Annotated in this window: 18 protein-coding genes; all 18 read left to right on the top strand. The window is 37.2% G+C overall.

Going from position 1 to position 17,272, the window contains the following annotated elements; translation table 11 throughout:
• Positions 1-2 precede the first annotated feature (2 nt).
• The 18 genes from OA34_RS08195 to OA34_RS08110 all read left to right on the top strand — a co-directional run bounded on the left by OA34_RS08195 (position 3) and on the right by OA34_RS08110 (position 17,267).
• Positions 3-962 carry a GDP-L-fucose synthase family protein gene (locus OA34_RS08195; RefSeq protein WP_039674329.1) on the top strand — a complete coding sequence of 320 codons (960 nt, stop codon included), beginning with the start codon at positions 3-5 and terminating at the stop codon, positions 960-962.
• On the top strand, positions 941-2,275 hold the full coding sequence (locus OA34_RS08190) for a flippase (protein ID WP_286682930.1): 1,335 nt from the start codon (positions 941-943) through the stop codon (positions 2,273-2,275). The genes OA34_RS08195 and OA34_RS08190 overlap by 22 nt, the downstream gene beginning before the upstream one ends.
• 7 nt (positions 2,276-2,282) lie before the next feature.
• Positions 2,283-3,149: an NAD-dependent epimerase/dehydratase family protein gene (locus OA34_RS08185; RefSeq protein WP_039674237.1), complete on the top strand. Its 867-nt coding sequence runs from the start codon at positions 2,283-2,285 to the stop codon at positions 3,147-3,149.
• Complete coding sequence (locus tag OA34_RS08180) at positions 3,140-4,087, top strand: hypothetical protein (protein ID WP_286682929.1); 948 nt, start codon at positions 3,140-3,142, stop codon at positions 4,085-4,087. The genes OA34_RS08185 and OA34_RS08180 overlap by 10 nt, the downstream gene beginning before the upstream one ends.
• The gene (locus OA34_RS08175) at positions 4,084-4,848 is read left to right on the top strand and encodes a class I SAM-dependent methyltransferase (protein ID WP_039674235.1); all 765 of its coding nucleotides are present in this window, start codon (positions 4,084-4,086) and stop codon (positions 4,846-4,848) included. Before OA34_RS08180 ends, OA34_RS08175 begins: the two co-directional genes overlap by 4 nt.
• Complete coding sequence (locus tag OA34_RS08170) at positions 4,845-5,948, top strand: glycosyltransferase family 4 protein (protein ID WP_039674233.1); 1,104 nt, start codon at positions 4,845-4,847, stop codon at positions 5,946-5,948. The genes OA34_RS08175 and OA34_RS08170 overlap by 4 nt, the downstream gene beginning before the upstream one ends.
• Positions 5,945-6,538 (top strand): GDP-mannose 4,6-dehydratase, encoded by a 594-nt coding sequence (locus OA34_RS08165; protein WP_286682928.1) that lies wholly within the window; start codon positions 5,945-5,947, stop codon positions 6,536-6,538. The genes OA34_RS08170 and OA34_RS08165 overlap by 4 nt, the downstream gene beginning before the upstream one ends.
• Positions 6,528-7,349: a glycosyltransferase family 2 protein gene (locus OA34_RS08160; RefSeq protein ID WP_286682927.1), complete on the top strand. Its 822-nt coding sequence runs from the start codon at positions 6,528-6,530 to the stop codon at positions 7,347-7,349. Before OA34_RS08165 ends, OA34_RS08160 begins: the two co-directional genes overlap by 11 nt.
• Positions 7,346-8,092 carry a glycosyltransferase family 2 protein gene (locus tag OA34_RS08155; protein WP_039674231.1) on the top strand — a complete coding sequence of 249 codons (747 nt, stop codon included), beginning with the start codon at positions 7,346-7,348 and terminating at the stop codon, positions 8,090-8,092. The genes OA34_RS08160 and OA34_RS08155 overlap by 4 nt, the downstream gene beginning before the upstream one ends.
• A gap of 1 nt (position 8,093) precedes the next feature.
• On the top strand, positions 8,094-8,843 hold the full coding sequence (locus OA34_RS08150; RefSeq protein WP_039674319.1) for a glycosyltransferase family 2 protein: 750 nt from the start codon (positions 8,094-8,096) through the stop codon (positions 8,841-8,843).
• Positions 8,840-9,700 carry an NAD-dependent epimerase/dehydratase family protein gene (locus tag OA34_RS08145; RefSeq protein ID WP_039674229.1) on the top strand — a complete coding sequence of 287 codons (861 nt, stop codon included), beginning with the start codon at positions 8,840-8,842 and terminating at the stop codon, positions 9,698-9,700. Before OA34_RS08150 ends, OA34_RS08145 begins: the two co-directional genes overlap by 4 nt.
• Complete coding sequence (locus OA34_RS08140) at positions 9,697-10,668, top strand: MraY family glycosyltransferase (RefSeq protein ID WP_039674228.1); 972 nt, start codon at positions 9,697-9,699, stop codon at positions 10,666-10,668. The genes OA34_RS08145 and OA34_RS08140 overlap by 4 nt, the downstream gene beginning before the upstream one ends.
• Complete coding sequence (gene pglF / locus OA34_RS08135) at positions 10,668-12,401, top strand: UDP-N-acetylglucosamine 4,6-dehydratase (configuration-retaining) (RefSeq protein ID WP_039674226.1); 1,734 nt, start codon at positions 10,668-10,670, stop codon at positions 12,399-12,401. Before OA34_RS08140 ends, pglF begins: the two co-directional genes overlap by 1 nt.
• Before the next feature lie 9 nt (positions 12,402-12,410).
• Positions 12,411-14,570 carry an STT3 domain-containing protein gene (locus OA34_RS08130; protein WP_039674224.1) on the top strand — a complete coding sequence of 720 codons (2,160 nt, stop codon included), beginning with the start codon at positions 12,411-12,413 and terminating at the stop codon, positions 14,568-14,570.
• Positions 14,571-14,602: 32 nt separating this feature from the next.
• On the top strand, positions 14,603-15,508 hold the full coding sequence (locus OA34_RS08125; protein ID WP_039674222.1) for a PDC sensor domain-containing protein: 906 nt from the start codon (positions 14,603-14,605) through the stop codon (positions 15,506-15,508).
• Positions 15,505-16,116 (top strand): imidazole glycerol phosphate synthase subunit HisH, encoded by a 612-nt coding sequence (hisH, locus tag OA34_RS08120; protein WP_039674220.1) that lies wholly within the window; start codon positions 15,505-15,507, stop codon positions 16,114-16,116. The genes OA34_RS08125 and hisH overlap by 4 nt, the downstream gene beginning before the upstream one ends.
• Positions 16,116-16,826, top strand: coding sequence for a 1-(5-phosphoribosyl)-5-[(5-phosphoribosylamino)methylideneamino]imidazole-4-carboxamide isomerase (hisA, locus tag OA34_RS08115; RefSeq protein ID WP_039674218.1), 711 nt, complete (start codon positions 16,116-16,118; stop codon positions 16,824-16,826). Before hisH ends, hisA begins: the two co-directional genes overlap by 1 nt.
• Positions 16,827-16,901: 75 nt before the next feature.
• On the top strand, positions 16,902-17,267 hold the full coding sequence (locus OA34_RS08110) for a chemotaxis response regulator CheY (RefSeq protein WP_039674217.1): 366 nt from the start codon (positions 16,902-16,904) through the stop codon (positions 17,265-17,267).
• Positions 17,268-17,272 lie beyond the last annotated feature (5 nt).

The raw sequence follows: 17,272 nt of genomic DNA, 5'->3' as shown, positions 1-17,272 counted from the left end.
TGATGAATAAAACGTCCAAAATCTATGTTGCGGGACACCGTGGACTTGTCGGAAGCGCAATTGTCAAAAGCCTTACAGCCAAGGGGTATACCAATATTATCGGTAAAACGCACGGAGAACTTGATCTTACATGTCAAAAAGACGTGCAAGAGTTTTTTGAAAAGGAAAAGCCCGAGTATGTTTTTCTAGCAGCTGCTAAAGTCGGAGGTATCGTAGCCAACAATACCTATCGAGCCGATTTTATCTATGAAAATTTAGCCGTGCAAAATAACGTGATTTACCAAAGTTATGTTCACGGCGTTAAAAAATTGCTCTTTTTAGGCTCTACGTGCATTTACCCCAAAAACGCACCGCAGCCGATGAAGGAAGACTCTTTACTCACGAGTGAGCTTGAATATACGAATGAGCCTTACGCGATAGCGAAAATTGCCGGTATTAAAATGTGCGAGAGTTACAATCTTCAATACGGTACCAACTTCATCTCCGTGATGCCTACGAATCTTTACGGACCTAACGATAACTTCGATCTTGAAACGTCGCATGTTCTTCCTGCACTCATTCGAAAAATTCACGAAGCCAAAGTGAATCACGATAAGGAAGTCGAGATATGGGGAAGCGGAAAACCGCGAAGAGAGTTTCTCTACTCCGAAGATATGGCGGACGCATGCGTATTTCTTATGGAAAACGTTGATTTTAAAGATCTGATCGGCGATAAAAAAGAGATTCGTAATACGCACATTAATATCGGAACGGGAGAAGATATTAGCATTCAAGAATTAGCAGAATTAATCCAAAAGATTGTTGGGTATGAAGGGAAACTTGTTTACAATACGTCAAAACCGGATGGAACGATGCTCAAGCGTACAGACCCTTCAAAGCTGAATGCTTTGGGATGGAAACATAAGATGGAATTGGAGGAAGGAATAAAAAAAGCGTATGCATGGTTTTTGAAGCAAAGATGATAAGAAAAATAAAAGCACTTAAAACGCATCAAGGATTTATGAAGTATTTCAAGAATACTTCATGGCTTCTTGCTGAAAAAGTGTTGCGAATGTTTGTTGGTCTTGTTGTTGGTGTTTGGGTTGCACGCTATTTGGGTCCTGAACAATTTGGACTTTTTTCATATGCTCAAAGTTTCGTAGGATTGTTTTCTGCCATTGCAACCTTAGGACTTGATGGCATCGTTGTGCGAGAGTTAGTCAAAGATACAAATAGAAGAGATGAACTTATTGGTACGGCTTTTTGGCTTAAATTCATTGGAGCTATTGCAGTGCTACTTATACTTGGAATTGCAGTAAACTTCACATCAAATGACTATTCCACAAATATCATCGTTTTTATCGTAGCAAGTGCGACAGTGTTTCAATCTTTCAATGTCGTGGATTTTTACTTTCAATCAAAAGTTATGAGCCAATATGTCGTATTTGCCAATGTCATAAGTTTATTTTTTTCGAGTACGGTTAAGATAGTCCTTATCCTAAATGAAGCTCCATTGGTAGCTTTTGCTTGGACAGTACTTCTTGATAGTTTTGTTCTTGCTTGTGGATTTAGTTACTATTACATTAAGAATAATTCAAAATTTAATATTCAAAATTTAACGTTTAATAAATCAATTGCCATTAATTTATTAAGAGACTCTTGGCCATTAATACTAAGTAATATGGTTATCGCTATCTATATGAGAATCGATCAAGTTATGATAATGGAAATGATGGATGCCGAAGCAGTAGGGCAATATGCTGCTGCGGTGCGCATAAGTGAACTTTGGTATTTTATCCCGATGGTCATATCCTCTTCACTTTTCCCTGCTATCATCAATGCTAAAGCCAAAAGTGAAGAGCTTTACTATGCTAGACTTCAAAAGCTTTATGATTTGATGGTATGGATGGCTATCGCTATTGCATTTCCTATGACATTTCTAAGTGACTGGGTAGTAGAGATACTCTATGGAGGAAAATATAATCAAGCTGGAAGTGTATTGATGATACATATTTGGACTGGGGTATTTGTGTTTCTAGGAATAGCATTTAGCGGGTATCTGACCGTAGAAAATTTGACTAAAAAGTCATTTTATAGAACACTCTTGGGCGCAATTTTAAATGTGCTATTAAATTTGATTTTTATACCTAAATATGGAATTAATGGTTCAGCTATCGCAACACTTTTAGGGCAATGTACAGCAAATTATATATATGACTTTTTTGATAAAGACTTATCCCATCAATTAAAAATGAAAACAATGTGTTTTTTCCCAATACATATTTTAAAAGGATAAAAATAAATTGAAAAAGAAGATACTAGTAACAGGTGGGGCAGGCTTTGTAGGTTCGCATTTATGTGAAAGACTTTCTCAAAATCAGAATTATGAAGTTTATAGTCTGGATAATTACTTTACAGGGAGTGAATTAAATCATGTTCCTAATGTGACCTATATTCAAGGAAATACGAAAGATATTGCTAAGCTTATACCGTTTTCGCCTGATATGGTTTACCATCTCGGAGAATATTCAAGAGTAGAACAAAGCTTTGATGATATGGAAAAAGTTTGGGATTATAATAAAGACGGAACGTTTGCCGTCTTAGAATTTGTGCGAAAAGTAGGCTGTAAAATACTCTATGCGGGGAGCAGTACAAAATTTGGCGATGGAGGGTTGGGTAGAAGTGCAAGTCCATATGCTTGGACAAAAGCAAGTAATACGGAACTCGTACAGAATTATGGGGCTTGGTATAACGTGCCTTATGCCATTACGTACTTTTACAATGTGTATGGACCTCGCGAAATTGCAAACGGTAAATACGCCACGTTGATAGCATTGTTTAAAGAAAAAATGAAAAATAAACAGAGCCTTACGATTGTAAGTCCGGGGACGCAAAAAAGGAACTTTACACACATTGACGATATTATCGACGGACTGGTGCTTGTAGGTGAAAATGGTTATGGAGATGAATTTGGTATCGGAAGTCCTGATGCGTATACGATCCTTGAAATTGCTCAAATGTTCGGTGGAACGATAGAAATGCTACCGGAGAGAAAAGGCAATAGAATGGTGGCGGATGTGCTTACATGTAAGACGGAAGCATTAGGATGGAGACCGACACGTACGATCCAAGAATACATTGAAGAACAAAGAAAAAATAATTGGAAATAAAAATGACTAATAATTTACAAGTAGAGTTTACTCCTCCTCACCCTTTAAAAACAGCAGTTTTGTTTTTGGTTTTTAATCGTCTTGATACAACAAAGCAAGTTTTTGAAGCTATTCGTAAAGCAAAACCTCCACGGTTTTATGTGGCTTCAGATGGAGCTAGAAAAATGCGAGAAGATGAAGTGGAAAAAGTAGGAGCTGTACGAGAGTTTATCTTGTCAAATATAGATTGGGAGTGCGAGGTTAAAACACTTCTTCGCGAAGAAAATTTAGGTTGTAAGTACGCCGTAAGCGGAGCGATAGATTGGTTTTTTGCAAATGAAGAAATGGGAATAATTCTGGAAGATGATTGTTTGCCAAGTCAGAGTTTCTTTTGGTTTTGTGATGAGTTGTTGGAAAAGTATAGGGATGATATGAGAATAGGAATGATTAGTGGAGATAATTTTCAAAACGGTATTAAGCGAGGCGATGCAGATTACTATTTTTCTATTTACAATCATATTTGGGGTTGGGCAAGTTGGGCTAATAGATGGAAAAATTATGATGCATCATTAAGTGGATTTAAAAATGTAAATTTTATAGATAATGTAATTAAAGAAAATAATATAAATAAATATTGGAAAAATGTATTTGATCAAATGAAGCAACAAAAAATTGATACATGGGACTATCAGTGGACATTTACGCTATGGAGCCAAAATCAATTCACTGTTTTGCCAAATGTAAATCTTATCTCAAATGTTGGATTTGGGGCAGATGCGACGCATACGACTAGCGAAAGTGAATTTTCAAAACTAATTTCATATGAGTTGATTTTGAAAAATCATCCTTTACAGGTAGAAATAAATAAAGATGCTGATAAGTTTACATCAAAATTAATGTTTATGAAAAAAACAATATTTGAAAGAATCATACATAAAATTAAAAGAGTATTTAAATGATTTGTAAGGTATGCAATCAAAAAGCAAAACAAATATTTACTGCACAAATACTAAATAAATATGACATAAAGTATTTTCATTGTGAAAATTGTGGGTTTATTCAAACTGAAGAGCCTTATTGGCTTAATGAAGCTTATGCTGAATCTATCAATATTTCAGATACTGGATATATGCAAAGGAATCTTATTTTATCTCAAAAATTAACCATACTGCTTGCATTATTTTTTGATAAGAATAAGGTATTTTTAGATTATGCTGGTGGGTATGGCGTATTTGTTCGAATGATGCGAGATATTGGTTTTGATTTTTATTGGGATGATAAATATACTGCCAATCTTTTTGCTAGAGGATTTGAATACAATAAACAACCAATTGAAGCAATTACAACTTTTGAAAGCTTTGAACATTTTGTCAATCCACTAGAGGAAATAGAAAAAATGTTAATGTTTTCAAAAAATATCATTTTTTCTACAGAATTACTTCCGCAGCCAATTCCAGATCCAGAAGCTTGGTGGTATTATGGATTGGATTATGGGCAACATATTTCTTTTTATAGTTTTAAAACATTTCAGTTTATAGCTAAAAAATACAATTTAAACTATGCTAATTTAGGTTGTTTACACCTTTTGACAGAGCAAAAAGTATCAAATTTGAAGTTAAAGATTTTAAAATTTAGCAAATTTGGATTGCATAAGTTTTTGCAAAAACAATTCAAAAGTAAAACTTGGGAAGATTATTTGAAAATGAGTACAAGAAAATGAAAATCTTATATGATCATCAGATATTTACAACACAAAAGTATGGAGGAATATCGCGATACTTTTATGAATTGATTCGTGAATTTGATAAAACAGAAAATGTTAAAACTAAGTTGCCTTTAGTAGTATCCAATAATCATTATTTGTCTGATAAAAATTTTGTTCAATATATAGAGTTCTTGCCAAATAAATATTTTAGAGGTAAGTATAGGTTTTTTAACCTTATTAATAAGCCAAACACAATTTTGGAACTGAAAAAACAAAATTTTGATGTTTTTCACCCAACTTATTATGATCCTTATTTCTTAAATTATATTGGTGATAAACCTTTTGTCCTCATTGTCCATGACATGATTCATGAAAAATTTAGTGAGATGTTTTCTGCTACCGATAAAACAACTCACAATAAAAGATTGCTTGTTGAAAAAGCAGCTAAAGTTATAGCGATATCACAAAGTACCAAAAAGGATTTGATGGAATTTTTTGGTACGGATGAATCTAAAATAGAAGTGGTATATCATGGTAATTCATTGTTTCCTAAGCCAGAGATTCAAATAAATTTTGATATTCCAAAAAAATACATATTGTTTGTAGGATCTCGTGGTGGCTATAAAAATTTTGAGAGATTTATAAAAAGTATTTCAGAAATATTACATCAAGATAGAGAGCTTTTTATTTTGTGCGCTGGGGGCAGTAAATTTACCAGTGAAGAGATGCAACTTCTTTCCACTTTAGACATTGTAAGGCAAATATCACGGTATGACTTGAACGATGATATCTTGGCTCATTTTTATAAAAATGCTTTGGCTTTTATCTTTCCATCACTTTACGAGGGTTTTGGCATTCCTATTCTAGAGTCTTTTGCATGTGGCTGTCCACTTCTTTGTAGCGATACAAGCTCTTTGCCCGAGATTGCAGGAGAAGCTGCGTGTTATTTTGATCCTTACAGTGAAGCATCTATCCAAAATGTGCTTTTAAAGGTTTTAGAAGATACTCATTTGAGAAACGATTTAATCCTTAAAGGGTACGAGAGATTAAAAAAATTTTCTTGGCAGCAAACAGCAGAGCAAACAAAAAAGATATATGAAAGTGTTTTAGTATGAAAACAATTTACGGAAGAGTTCTTCAAATGCCGATAACGATTGAAACGCCGATGAATCCCGTAAGTCCGTATGCGGTTTCAAAAATGGCTTCGTATTTTATGATCAAAACCTATCGAGAATCGTATCAATTATTTACATGTAACGGTGTCTTGTTTAACCATGAATCATTTTTAAGAAGTAGTAATTTTTTTATTAAAAAGGTGATTCAAGATGCTCTTGCCATTAAAAATAACAAATTAGATAAATTAATCGTCGGTAATTTGAATGTTAAAAGAGATTTTGGGTACGCGCCAAAATATGTTGAAGCTATGTGGAAAATTCTTCAATCACCTTATGCCGATGATTTCATCATTTGTTCAGGAAAATCGGTTTTATTACGAGATATCGTCGAGTATGTTTTTTATCAATTAAAGCTTGATAGACAATTGATTGTTGAAGATAAGAGTTTGTTTCGTCCTAATGAAATTGAAGAGATTTACGGAGACAATACAAAAGCAAAAATATTTTTAGAGTGGGATTATAACGATTCTTTTTTTGAGGTGCTTGATAGGTTAATTAATGAAGAAATGAGAAATCAATATGGCAGATGAGCATAGTTTAGAAAAAAAATTTGAGAGTGTCTTGTTCTTGCCTGAAGGTGAAAATCGTCAAGGTGAGGGAGGGCTTCGTACAAAAGGTTTGTTAAAAAAAACATATGAAAATAAGCCGCTTATTTCTGTTATTACGGTTGTTTATAACGGGGAAAGGCATCTTGAAGAGACCATACAAAGTGTTATCAACCAAACGTATGATAATGTTGAGTATATCATCATTGACGGCGGTTCGACGGATGGGACATTGGATATTATCAAAAAATACGAAGATAAAATTGATTATTGGGTAAGTGAAAAAGATAATGGAATTTATGATGCTATGAATAAGGGGATATGTTTGTCTTTTGGTGAGTGGATTAATTTTATGAATGTTGGAGATAAATTTTATGATAAAAACACTTTAAAAAGTACATTTCAAAAAAATATTATCTATCAAGCTGATTTTATATATTCGGATACAATTTTCTCAAATGGGAAAACTTTTGTATGTGATATCAAAAAAAGTAGAATTATTCATCAATCTTTATTTTATAAAAAATATTTACATAAAGAATTTGGATTATATGTTGTTGCTAAAGGTGTTACAATTTCGGATTATCTGTTTTTTATGCTATCTAAAAATAAAAAATGGGTTAAAGTAAACAATCCTATAGCTATCTTTGATTTAGGAGGTATATCTTCAAATCTAAATCATTTTAAGCAAAAAATAGCTGTAGATCTAATGTTCAATAACTGCAGTAGGCTAAGAGCTTCATTACTATTACTTATACATCCATATTATAATAGAATTAAAAGATTTTTTCAATGATTATTAATATATCAGTTTGTATAGCTACATGGAATGGTCAAAAATATATTAAAGAGCAACTAGACTCTATTCTTTCTCAATTAAGTGAATATGATGAAGTAGTTATTTCTGATGATAGTTCTACTGATAAGACTGTTGAAATTATAAAATCTTATAATGATAAAAGAATTAAGATATTAGAAAATCAAAACTTCAAATCTCCAATTTTTAATTTTGAAAATGCTTTAAAGTATGCAGATGGAAAGATAATTATATTAGCTGATCAAGATGATGTTTGGAAAAAAAACAAGATAGAAAAGATTAAAGAATATATGCAAAATTATGATTTAGTTCTAAGTGATGCAGATATAATTGATAAAAATAGTAGTATTGTAAAAGAATCATTTTATGAAATTAATAATTCAAAAAGTGGATTTTTTAAAAATCTAATGAAAAATTCTTTCCTTGGATGTACAATGGCTTTTAATCAAAAAATATTAGAAAAGTCTTTACCTTTTCCAAAAGATTTACCTATGCATGATTGGTGGATAGGGCTTATAGGAGAAATATATGGTAAGACATATTTTATAGAAGATAAGCTGATTAGCTATAGACGACATGGTGGCAATATTTCATCGGCTGGAGAAAAATCAAAATATTCGATAAAACAAAAAATATTTTTTAGATTTATCATGATTAAAAATTTGATACAAAAATATTTAGCTAATTTGTTAAAAGAGAGAGACAATTGGTTAAATGAATAAAATGAAAGTTTCTATTATTACGGTTGTGTACAACAATGCACATGTGATAAAAAGTGCGATTGATTCGGTACTTTCACAAACATATCCCGACATTGAATATATTATCATTGACGGTAAAAGTACGGACGGCACACTGGATGTCATAAGCTCTTACGGGTCTAAAATCGCAAAATGTATCAGTGAACCCGATAAGGGAATTTATGATGCCATGAACAAAGGTTTGAAGCTTGCAACGGGGGATATTGTCGGTATTTTGAACAGCGATGATATGTATATGGGTGAAGATGTTATCGAAAAGGTTGTGGCTATTTTTGAAACACACTCTGTTGAGAGTATGTTTGCAGATTTGGTCTATGTTCAACCGGAGAATCTCGAAAAAGTTGTACGGTATTATGACAGTAGCTATTTTAGTCCGGCAAAATTTGCATACGGTTGGATGCCCGCACATCCTACTTTCTTTGTAAAAAGAGAGGTGTATGAAAAATACGGATACTTTAAAACGGACTATAAAATAGCAGCGGATTACGAGTTGTTAGCACGTTTTTTAGGAAAATATGCCATAAGCTATTTTTATTTACAACTGCCTATTGTGAAAATGAGAACGGGAGGAGTAAGTACGACAAATGTTAAAAGCAATATTGTCATCAATCAAGAAATTTTACGAGCATGCGCTGAAAATGGAATTGAAACGAATTGGTGGAAGATTCTTTCCAAATATCCTCAAAAATTATTAGGACTTTTAAAGCGATGAAGAAGCTTTTACTAACAGGGGCGCGTGGTTTTATTGGAAGTTATTTTCAAAAAGAGTATGCGCATAAATATACACTTCAGACGTTTTCATTTTTAAAAGATGATATAGAAACTTTACATGTAAAAGATGTAGAGGCCGTCATTCATCTCTCTGCATTAGTGCACCAGATGGGTGGTGCAAGTGAAGAAGCTTATGAGAGAGTCAATGTCGAACAGACGGTGCAATTGGCACGAAAAGCAAAAGGGAGCGGTGCTAAACAGTTTATTTTTATGAGTACGGTAAAAGTTTACGGCGAAGAGAGCGATGTTGCTTATACGGAAGCAAGTCCATGCCATCCCAAAGATGCTTACGGGCGAAGTAAATTAAAAGCTGAGCAAGAACTTCAGGCGTTAGCAGATGAGGATTTTACGGTTTCGATTATTCGTACGCCCATTGTTTACGGCAAGGGTGTTAAAGCCAATATGCAAAATTTGATGAAACTGATTGACACGATGCCCCTTTTGCCTTTGGGAGGTATTGATAATAAACGAAGTTTTGTTTATGTCGGCAATGTATGTGCCTTGCTTGATACCCTTATAGATCAATGCAAAGGCGGTATTTATTTAGCCGGCGATGATGTACCGCTTTCGACTACGGAGTTGATACAAGCACTTGCAAAAGCTCAAAAGAAAAAACTTTTTTTGATCAAACTCCCCGTTTTGGCACTCTTTTTGAAACACATTAAACCCTCTTTTTACCAAAGGCTGTTTGAGAGCTTAACCATCGACAATAGCCGAACCAAAGAAGTTTTGCGTTTTAAAAATCCCTATTCGACGCAAGAAGGTATCGCTTTAATGATTCAAGGTAAGGCGCAATGATTTATCTTCTCTTTTTTGTGGCATCACTTTTTTTAACCTATTTTATTCGCAAGTATGCTCTTAAAAAATCACTGCTTGCCACCGTCAACGAACGCAGCTCTCACACGACGCCCACACCGCATGGTGGGGGGATTGCGATTGCTCTAACATGGTTTGTGGGGCTCATTTACTTTTTTATATGTAAAGTGCTTGAGCCCTCATTATTTTATGCCTTGATGTGCGGCAGTGTGCTCTCTTTGGTGAGTTACATGGATGATCTTTACGAATTATCTCCGAGAGTCAGATTGTTGGTGCAAGCAATGGTGAGTATCGCAGGGCTTTATGCGCTTGGCGGGCTTTCGTGCATTGATTTTGGATTTTGGGTGCTTGAAAATCCCTTCATAACCAATACTTTGGCCTTTTTAGGCATCATGTGGTTTATCAATCTCTACAATTTTTTAGATGGCATTGATGGCTATGCAGGCAGCGAAGCGATCTTTTTAGCCATCTCAGGGTGGCTTTTGTTTGGTGGAGATCATTTCTTCGTTTTAATCGCTTCCGTGGCTGGCTTTTTGGTGTGGAATTGGCATAAAGCCAAAATTTTTATGGGTGATGTGGGTAGTACGCTTTTAGGGTATACCGTAGCAATCTTTTCGATTTATTATCAAAATAACGGCGTCTCTTTGTTTGTTTGGATCATTTTGTTTGGGCTTTTTTGGTTTGATGCAACGCTTACGCTTATCCGCCGTTTTAAAAACCGTGAAAAACTCTCCCAAGCGCACCGTAAACATGCCTATCAGCGTTTAGTCCAAAGCGGATTTGCACACGATCGGGTTGTCATTTTTGCCATGGGGATTAATCTCATTTTAGTGATTTTAGGGTATAGTGCGTTCACTCAACCAAGCAATGTGATTGGATATTTTACGGTAGCGGTTTTAGTGCTGTATGGCGCTATGAAAATTGTGGATCAACGAAAGAAGTTTGAATAATGTTCCGAACACTCGATAAACGAATTTTAAATATTTTGGTCATCATTGTTTTAACCTTGGTAACTTTCTTATGGACCTATTGGATCTTTCATAATCCTGTGCAATTTGAAGTGATCGGTGTTGTGATGATGGTACGCATCGTCGCGTCCATCTTCTTGTTTAAAGACTATTCCCTCTCGTGGTCTAAGGTTACCCAGAAGACTTTTCTACTCAAAAGCCTTGTTTATCTTGCCGCTTTTTGCGTTTATGCTCCGCTTTTTTATACCCATGTTCGTTTGGCCCTTTTGCTCTCGGAGCTGTTCTTTTACCTTTTCTCGATCACCTTTGTGATGTACTTTTACTACTTTTGGGTCAATCACAGTCGTATATATAAAAATAAAACGCTGGTGATTTACGGAGCCGGAAAATCGGGATTGAAGCTCGAAGAAGAGTACCGCAATACGTCGTATAAAATGCGTTATTTTGTTGATGACGACAAACGGCTTCAAAAACGCAGTATCGACGGTGTTCGCATTATTTCCAAAGAAGGGTTAAAAGAAAAGCTAGGCGAAAGTAAGTACGATCTACTTTTGATCGCTATACCGTCAACTTTGCCTAAAACGATCAATGCGATTTATGAAGAACTCAAACCCTATTTTCATGAGATTAAAATTTTGCCCCCGTTGGACATGATTTTATCCGATACCTTTTTATCCCATCAGCTAAAAGAGATTACGGTTGAAGATCTTTTGGCAAGGCATCCTAAAGATCTTGATAAGATAAAGATTTCTCGCTTCATTCAAGATAAAACCATTATGATTACGGGTGCCGGTGGAAGTATCGGTAGCGAAATTGTTCGCCAGTGCCTGAAGTATAGAGCTAAAAAGCTTATTTTAATCGATCACAGTGAATTTAATCTCTATCAGTTGATGGAAGAGTTACAAAGCGATCAATTGGTGCCGATAATGCAAAGCGTATGGAATGAAGCTCTCATGGATAAAGCGTTTGATACCTACAAGCCGGAAATTGTCGTACATGCGGCAGCTTATAAACACGTTCCTTTAGTTGAATCCAATGTGCAAGAGGGCATTTTAAACAATGTCTTAGGGACTAAAATTTGCATTGATCTTGCCATCAAGCATAAGGTGCAAAAGTTTATTTTGATCTCAACGGATAAAGCCGTACGCCCGACAAACGTGATGGGTGCAACCAAACGCATTTGCGAGTTGTATGCTCAAAATGTGGATGCGAAAGAGACGCAGATCGTAGCGGTTCGCTTCGGTAACGTTCTTGGCAGTAGCGGCTCTGTCATACCAAAATTTAAAGCGCAAATCGAAAAAGGAGGCCCTATTACGGTGACACATCCTGAGATTACGCGCTATTTTATGCTGATCCCCGAAGCGTGTGAATTAGTCCTTCAAACAGGCGCCATTGGAGAGAGTGGAGAGCTGTTTATCTTAGATATGGGAGAACCGGTTAAAATTGCCGATTTGGCACAAAAAATGATCGATCTCTCAGGTAAAAAAGAGATTGCGATTGAATTTAGTGGGCTTCGCCCGGGTGAAAAACTGTATGAAGAACTACTCATTCACGAGAGCGATAAAAAGACAGCTTATGAGTCGATTATGGTGACCAATAAAACGGTATATCCCATCGATAAACTTTGCACGGATATTGAAGAATTGTTGACATGTAACGATCAAATCCAAAAACTTCAAGAAATCGTACCCGAATTTCATCATAACGTACATTAGGGATAAGGTATGAAATATTTAAGTAATCAAAAAGACATTTATATCATTGCATATCTTATTGTGTTTGCATTTGCCTTTAGTTTTTGTGTACGTTTAATTTGGGTGTATCAGTTTAGCGACTTTGAAAGCTTTAAATTTGCCGGGCAGTTTATGATTAACACGAATGACGGCTATTTTTGGGCGGAGGGCGCGAGGGATCTTTTGAGCGGTTCGTTTACGAAGCACAATCTCTCTCCCATTTCGGAAGCAGCGCCTTGGTTGACGTATGTTGCCGCTAAAATATTGCCTTTTTCATTTGAAACGATCATCTTTTATATGCCTGCCGTACTTGGATCTTTGATTGTCATCCCCGTAATGCTGATCGCACACCACTTTAAAATGATCGAGATGGGTTTTTTAGCGGCGCTTCTTGCTTCGATTGCGGTGAGTTATTACAATCGAACGATGATCGGGTATTACGATACTGACATGCTCAACATCGTTTTTCCGACCTTTTTGTTATGGTCGTTGATTTTAGCGCTGCGGACACGCGAAGAAAAATACCTTTTAATGACGGCACTCGAAATTATTGCCTATCGTTGGTGGTATCCGCAAAGTTATTCGTTGGAATTTTCGTATTTTGGATTGATCTTAGCCTATGCGTTGATCTTTGATCGTAAAAATCTTTTCAATTTTAAACTCTTAACGATCATGCTTTTTGCGATGATGGGATTGCCGAGTTTAGTACGATTAGGAATTGTCATCAGTGTTTACATCGGTTTTAAATACGAAAGATTCAAACCGTATATCGGGTATCTTTTAGCAGCGGCAGGAGTGCTTTTTATCCTCAGCGGCGGGTTAGAACCTATCTGGGTTAGGCTTAAACTGTATGTTTTTAAAGATACTATCGAGATGACGCAAGATGTTTTGCCTTTGCATTTTTTTTCCGTGATCCAAACCGTACGCGAAGCGGGACAAATCGACTTTACTACCTTTGCGGAGCGCATTAGCGGGCATACGATTACGTTTATTCTTTCTCTTATCGGCTATGGTTTGATGGTCAAAAAATACCCTGCGATGCTGTTAGGCTTGCCATTGTTGGGACTTGGTTTTTTAGCCCTTTGGGGAGGGCTTCGCTTTACGATTTATGCGGTTCCCGTATGTGCTTTAGGAATGGCGTATTTGCTTTTTACATGTAGCGCTTATATCTCGGGAGTTTTTATCAATGCACGGCTTGGGGGGTTGGTTAAATCGAGCTTTGTGATTCTCTCAAGTTTAGGTATCTTGTATCCCAATCTTTTACATGTCATCGATTATCGCGTGCCGACGGTCATGAATAAAACGGAAGTCGAACAGCTTGATGCGTTTAAAAAGAGTGCGGGTAGAGAAGATTATGTTGTGGCATGGTGGGATTATGGTTATCCGATTCGCTACTACGCCGACGCGAAAACCTTGATTGATGGTGGCAAGCATGAGGGCGATGTCAATTTCCCTGTCAGTTTTATGCTTACCAACGATCAAGAAAGCGCGGCACGACTTGCCCGCTTGGAAGTCGAATACACCGAAAAAGCCTTTGTAACGGCCGAAGAAAATGAAACGAAAACGAAAGAGCAGCCAAAAAAGATCATCAACAATACCGCCCAAATGAGTTTGGATTACGGTTTTAACAATGCAAATGATTTTTTAGATGCTTTGCAAACGCCTTTGAACTTACCCCAAAAAACGCGTGAAATCTACTTTTATTTACCGTTTCGCATGCTCAGTATTTTTCCGACCGTCGCACAATTTAGCAACTTGGATATTATGAGCGGCAAAACGGTTCGCCATCCTTTTTTCTATGAAACCAGTCGTTTTCAAGACGGTGTTAAGTTGCTTCAACTCGGAAACGGTATCGCTTTGGATAAAGAAAAAGGAGCGTTAAAAATCGGCAGTAACGAAGTTGGCGTTCGTACCTTCATTCAAACGGGATACGACGAGCGCGGTACCTTTGTGAAGCAACAACAATCGCTTCATCCCAACGGTGAACTCAATGTAATCTACATGCAGCCATATAATACCTTTTTAATCGTCGACAACGCTATGTTCGAATCGACGTATATACAACTTTTTGTTTTGGAAAATGCGGACGGGCGGTTTTTTGAGCCGATTAGTTTAGAACCGTATGCTAAAATATACCGTTTGAAAATTTAGTTACAATTACGAAAAATAAAAAGGTAGATGTGATGGTCATTCGAGAAATACAGCAGTTCTCCGAAGTGAGAACGCGGGCAAGAGCCTATTTGTGCTATCTTTTTACGCGTAATATACCCAATCGCATGCCAGAACCCAATCTGGACGTGATTACCGCGAGCTTAGATAAAATCGTGCATGAAGTCGACGATTTTGAAGCCTTGTACCTGTTGGATTACAAAGGCGAACAAGTCATTAACAATATCACCGACGATCCACATAAAAAAGGCGGGCTCGGACAAAATCGTAGCGGTAAATCCTATTATTATCGTGCGGTGCGTGAAAAACGATGCGTTTTAAGCGATCCTTACCCCTCGACGTTAACGAACGACTTAACCGTCACAGCGTCGTATCCGATTTACGATGAACAAGGAGCGTTACGTTTTATTGCATGTATCGACGTCTCTTTGGAACATATCTTAAAAATTGCCCACCCTTCATCGTTGCAGTCGGGATTCGGCAAAACGTCGAAATTCATTTACACGCTTTTTTCAATCTCTTTATTGGCAATTGCACTTTTATTGCTCTTTAACGGTATGCGAAGTTTGTTTATGCACGGACTTGCCTTCGAGCTTTTGGATATTAAAGCGATGTTCGAATCGACCATTTTGATTACGCTCTCTTTGGCAATTTTCGATCTGGTAAAAACCATTTTTGAAGAGGAAGTTTTAGGGCGTAACGAAAAAGACGATACCTCCGGAATGCATAAAACGATGGTGCGTTTTTTAGGCTCGATTATTATCGCGTTGGCGATCGAGGCGTTGATGTTGGTGTTTAAATTTGCGATTATCGACGCGTCGCATATCGTCAATGCGGTGTATCTCATCGGAGGCGTGACGTTTTTACTGTTTGGTTTGGCGTTTTACGTGAAATCCGTGAATCAAAAGAGAGAATTATGATAGGTTTAATCGATTACAATATGGGCAATCTTCGAAGCGTTACCAACGCGTTTGAGAAACTCGGTACGCGTATCGAAATTGTGAAAGACGCTTCACATGTAGAAGGTTACGACAAGATTATTCTTCCGGGTGTAGGTGCTTTTAAAGATGCGATGGCGTGTTTAAAAGAGCGCGAGATGGATGAAGCCGTCAAAGCGTTTGCCTCAACGAAAAAGCCTCTTTTAGGTATCTGTTTGGGGATGCAACTGTTGTTTGAAGCCAGCACGGAATTTGGAAAAACGCAAGGACTAGGACTCATTGAAGGGGAAGTCGTTAAATTTGACACGACGCGTTTTTCTCAACACCTTAAAGTACCGCATATGGGTTGGAACGAGCTTGAAGTGGTGCGAGATACGCCGCTTTTTAAGGGGATGGCACCTCGCTTTTACCTCTATTTCGTGCACAGCTTTCATGTGCAGTGCGACGAAAAATATCAAATCGGAAAAACGACGTACGGCTATGCGTTTGCGAGCGCGGTTCAAAAAGAAAATATCTACGGGTTTCAGCCGCATCCTGAAAAGTCGCATGAAAACGGCTTGGCTATTTTAAAGAATTTTGTGGAGTTATGATGGAAATTTTACCGGCGATTGATTTAAAAGACGGCAAAGCGGTACGCTTGACAAAAGGACTGATGCAAAGTGCTACGGTCTATTCGAACGAACCGTGGGAAGTGGCAAAAACGTTTGAAGAAATGGGCTCAAAATGGGTTCACTTGGTCGATTTAAACGGTGCGTTTGCGGGTGAACCGCGCAATATGGAGCAAATTCAAAAAATTCGTAAGAAATGCAACCTCAAATTGGAATTGGGCGGAGGAATTCGCGACGAAGAGACGATTCGACGTTATGTCGATCTTGGAATCGATCGGGTTATTTTGGGCTCCGTCGCACTTAAAAATCCCGCTTTCGTCAAAGAGATGTGTCGAAAGTACCGTATTGTCGTAGGCATCGATGCGATCGACGGTTTTGTCGCAGTGGAAGGTTGGGCGGAAAAATCGACGATGTTGGCGACGGATTTAGCCAAAGAATTTGCGAATGCCGGCGTGGAGGCAATTATTTGTACCGATGTCGGGAGAGACGGCATGTTAAGCGGCGTTAATGCGGAGTTTACGCTTTCCATTGCGGAAGCTTCGGGGATCGATACGATTGCCAGTGGAGGCGTTAAAAATTTGGACGATATAGTTTTACTAAAACACTCGCGTAAAGTCGCCGGCGTTATCATCGGAAAAGCGTTTTACGAGGGTACTTTGGACTTACGCGAAGCCTTTGCCCGTTGCTCTTAAAAGAGTGCTTTAAACTAAGTTCAAACTAAAGTTCGTTAGAATGGAAGACTAAACCTTAAAGTTAAAGGAGTGACATTGAAGCTGCTTGTAGTAGACGATAGCTCGACAATGCGCCGTATTATAAAAAACACTTTACAGAGATTGGGGTTTGATGACGTGTTAGAAGCAGAACACGGCGTAGAAGCCTGGCAAATTTTGGAAAGAACTCCGGATGTAAACGTTTTGATTACCGATTGGAATATGCCTGAGATGAACGGACTTGATCTCGTACGCAAAGTGCGTGCCGAAAAAAAATACGAAAATATGCCGATCATCATGGTTACGACCGAAGGCGGTAAAGCCGAAGTGATTACCGCGCTTAAAGCCGGAGTCAATAACTATATCGTCAAACCGTTTACGCCCCAAGTCTTAAAAGAAAAACTCGAGGATGTTTTAGGTTAATCTGA

Source organism: Sulfurospirillum sp. MES (assembly GCF_000789415.1).
Taxonomy (GTDB): domain Bacteria; phylum Campylobacterota; class Campylobacteria; order Campylobacterales; family Sulfurospirillaceae; genus Sulfurospirillum; species Sulfurospirillum cavolei.
The sequence above is the reverse complement of the archived record's forward strand: the minus strand, read 5'-3'. Positions and strand labels throughout refer to the sequence as shown.

Excerpts from the sequence above, each read along its gene's own strand:
- OA34_RS08195 (WP_039674329.1), top strand. The coding sequence starts at position 3 with ATGAATAAAACGTCCAAAATCTATGTTGCGGGACACCGTGGACTTGTC.
- OA34_RS08190 (WP_286682930.1), top strand. The coding sequence starts at position 941 with ATGGTTTTTGAAGCAAAGATGATAAGAAAAATAAAAGCACTTAAAACG.
- OA34_RS08175 (WP_039674235.1), top strand. The coding sequence starts at position 4,084 with ATGATTTGTAAGGTATGCAATCAAAAAGCAAAACAAATATTTACTGCA.
- OA34_RS08170 (WP_039674233.1), top strand. The coding sequence starts at position 4,845 with ATGAAAATCTTATATGATCATCAGATATTTACAACACAAAAGTATGGA.
- OA34_RS08165 (WP_286682928.1), top strand. The coding sequence starts at position 5,945 with ATGAAAACAATTTACGGAAGAGTTCTTCAAATGCCGATAACGATTGAA.
- OA34_RS08160 (WP_286682927.1), top strand. The coding sequence starts at position 6,528 with ATGGCAGATGAGCATAGTTTAGAAAAAAAATTTGAGAGTGTCTTGTTC.
- OA34_RS08155 (WP_039674231.1), top strand. The coding sequence starts at position 7,346 with ATGATTATTAATATATCAGTTTGTATAGCTACATGGAATGGTCAAAAA.
- OA34_RS08150 (WP_039674319.1), top strand. The coding sequence starts at position 8,094 with ATGAAAGTTTCTATTATTACGGTTGTGTACAACAATGCACATGTGATA.
- OA34_RS08145 (WP_039674229.1), top strand. The coding sequence starts at position 8,840 with ATGAAGAAGCTTTTACTAACAGGGGCGCGTGGTTTTATTGGAAGTTAT.
- OA34_RS08140 (WP_039674228.1), top strand. The coding sequence starts at position 9,697 with ATGATTTATCTTCTCTTTTTTGTGGCATCACTTTTTTTAACCTATTTT.
- pglF (WP_039674226.1), top strand. The coding sequence starts at position 10,668 with ATGTTCCGAACACTCGATAAACGAATTTTAAATATTTTGGTCATCATT.
- OA34_RS08130 (WP_039674224.1), top strand. The coding sequence starts at position 12,411 with ATGAAATATTTAAGTAATCAAAAAGACATTTATATCATTGCATATCTT.
- OA34_RS08125 (WP_039674222.1), top strand. The coding sequence starts at position 14,603 with ATGGTCATTCGAGAAATACAGCAGTTCTCCGAAGTGAGAACGCGGGCA.
- hisH (WP_039674220.1), top strand. The coding sequence starts at position 15,505 with ATGATAGGTTTAATCGATTACAATATGGGCAATCTTCGAAGCGTTACC.
- hisA (WP_039674218.1), top strand. The coding sequence starts at position 16,116 with ATGGAAATTTTACCGGCGATTGATTTAAAAGACGGCAAAGCGGTACGC.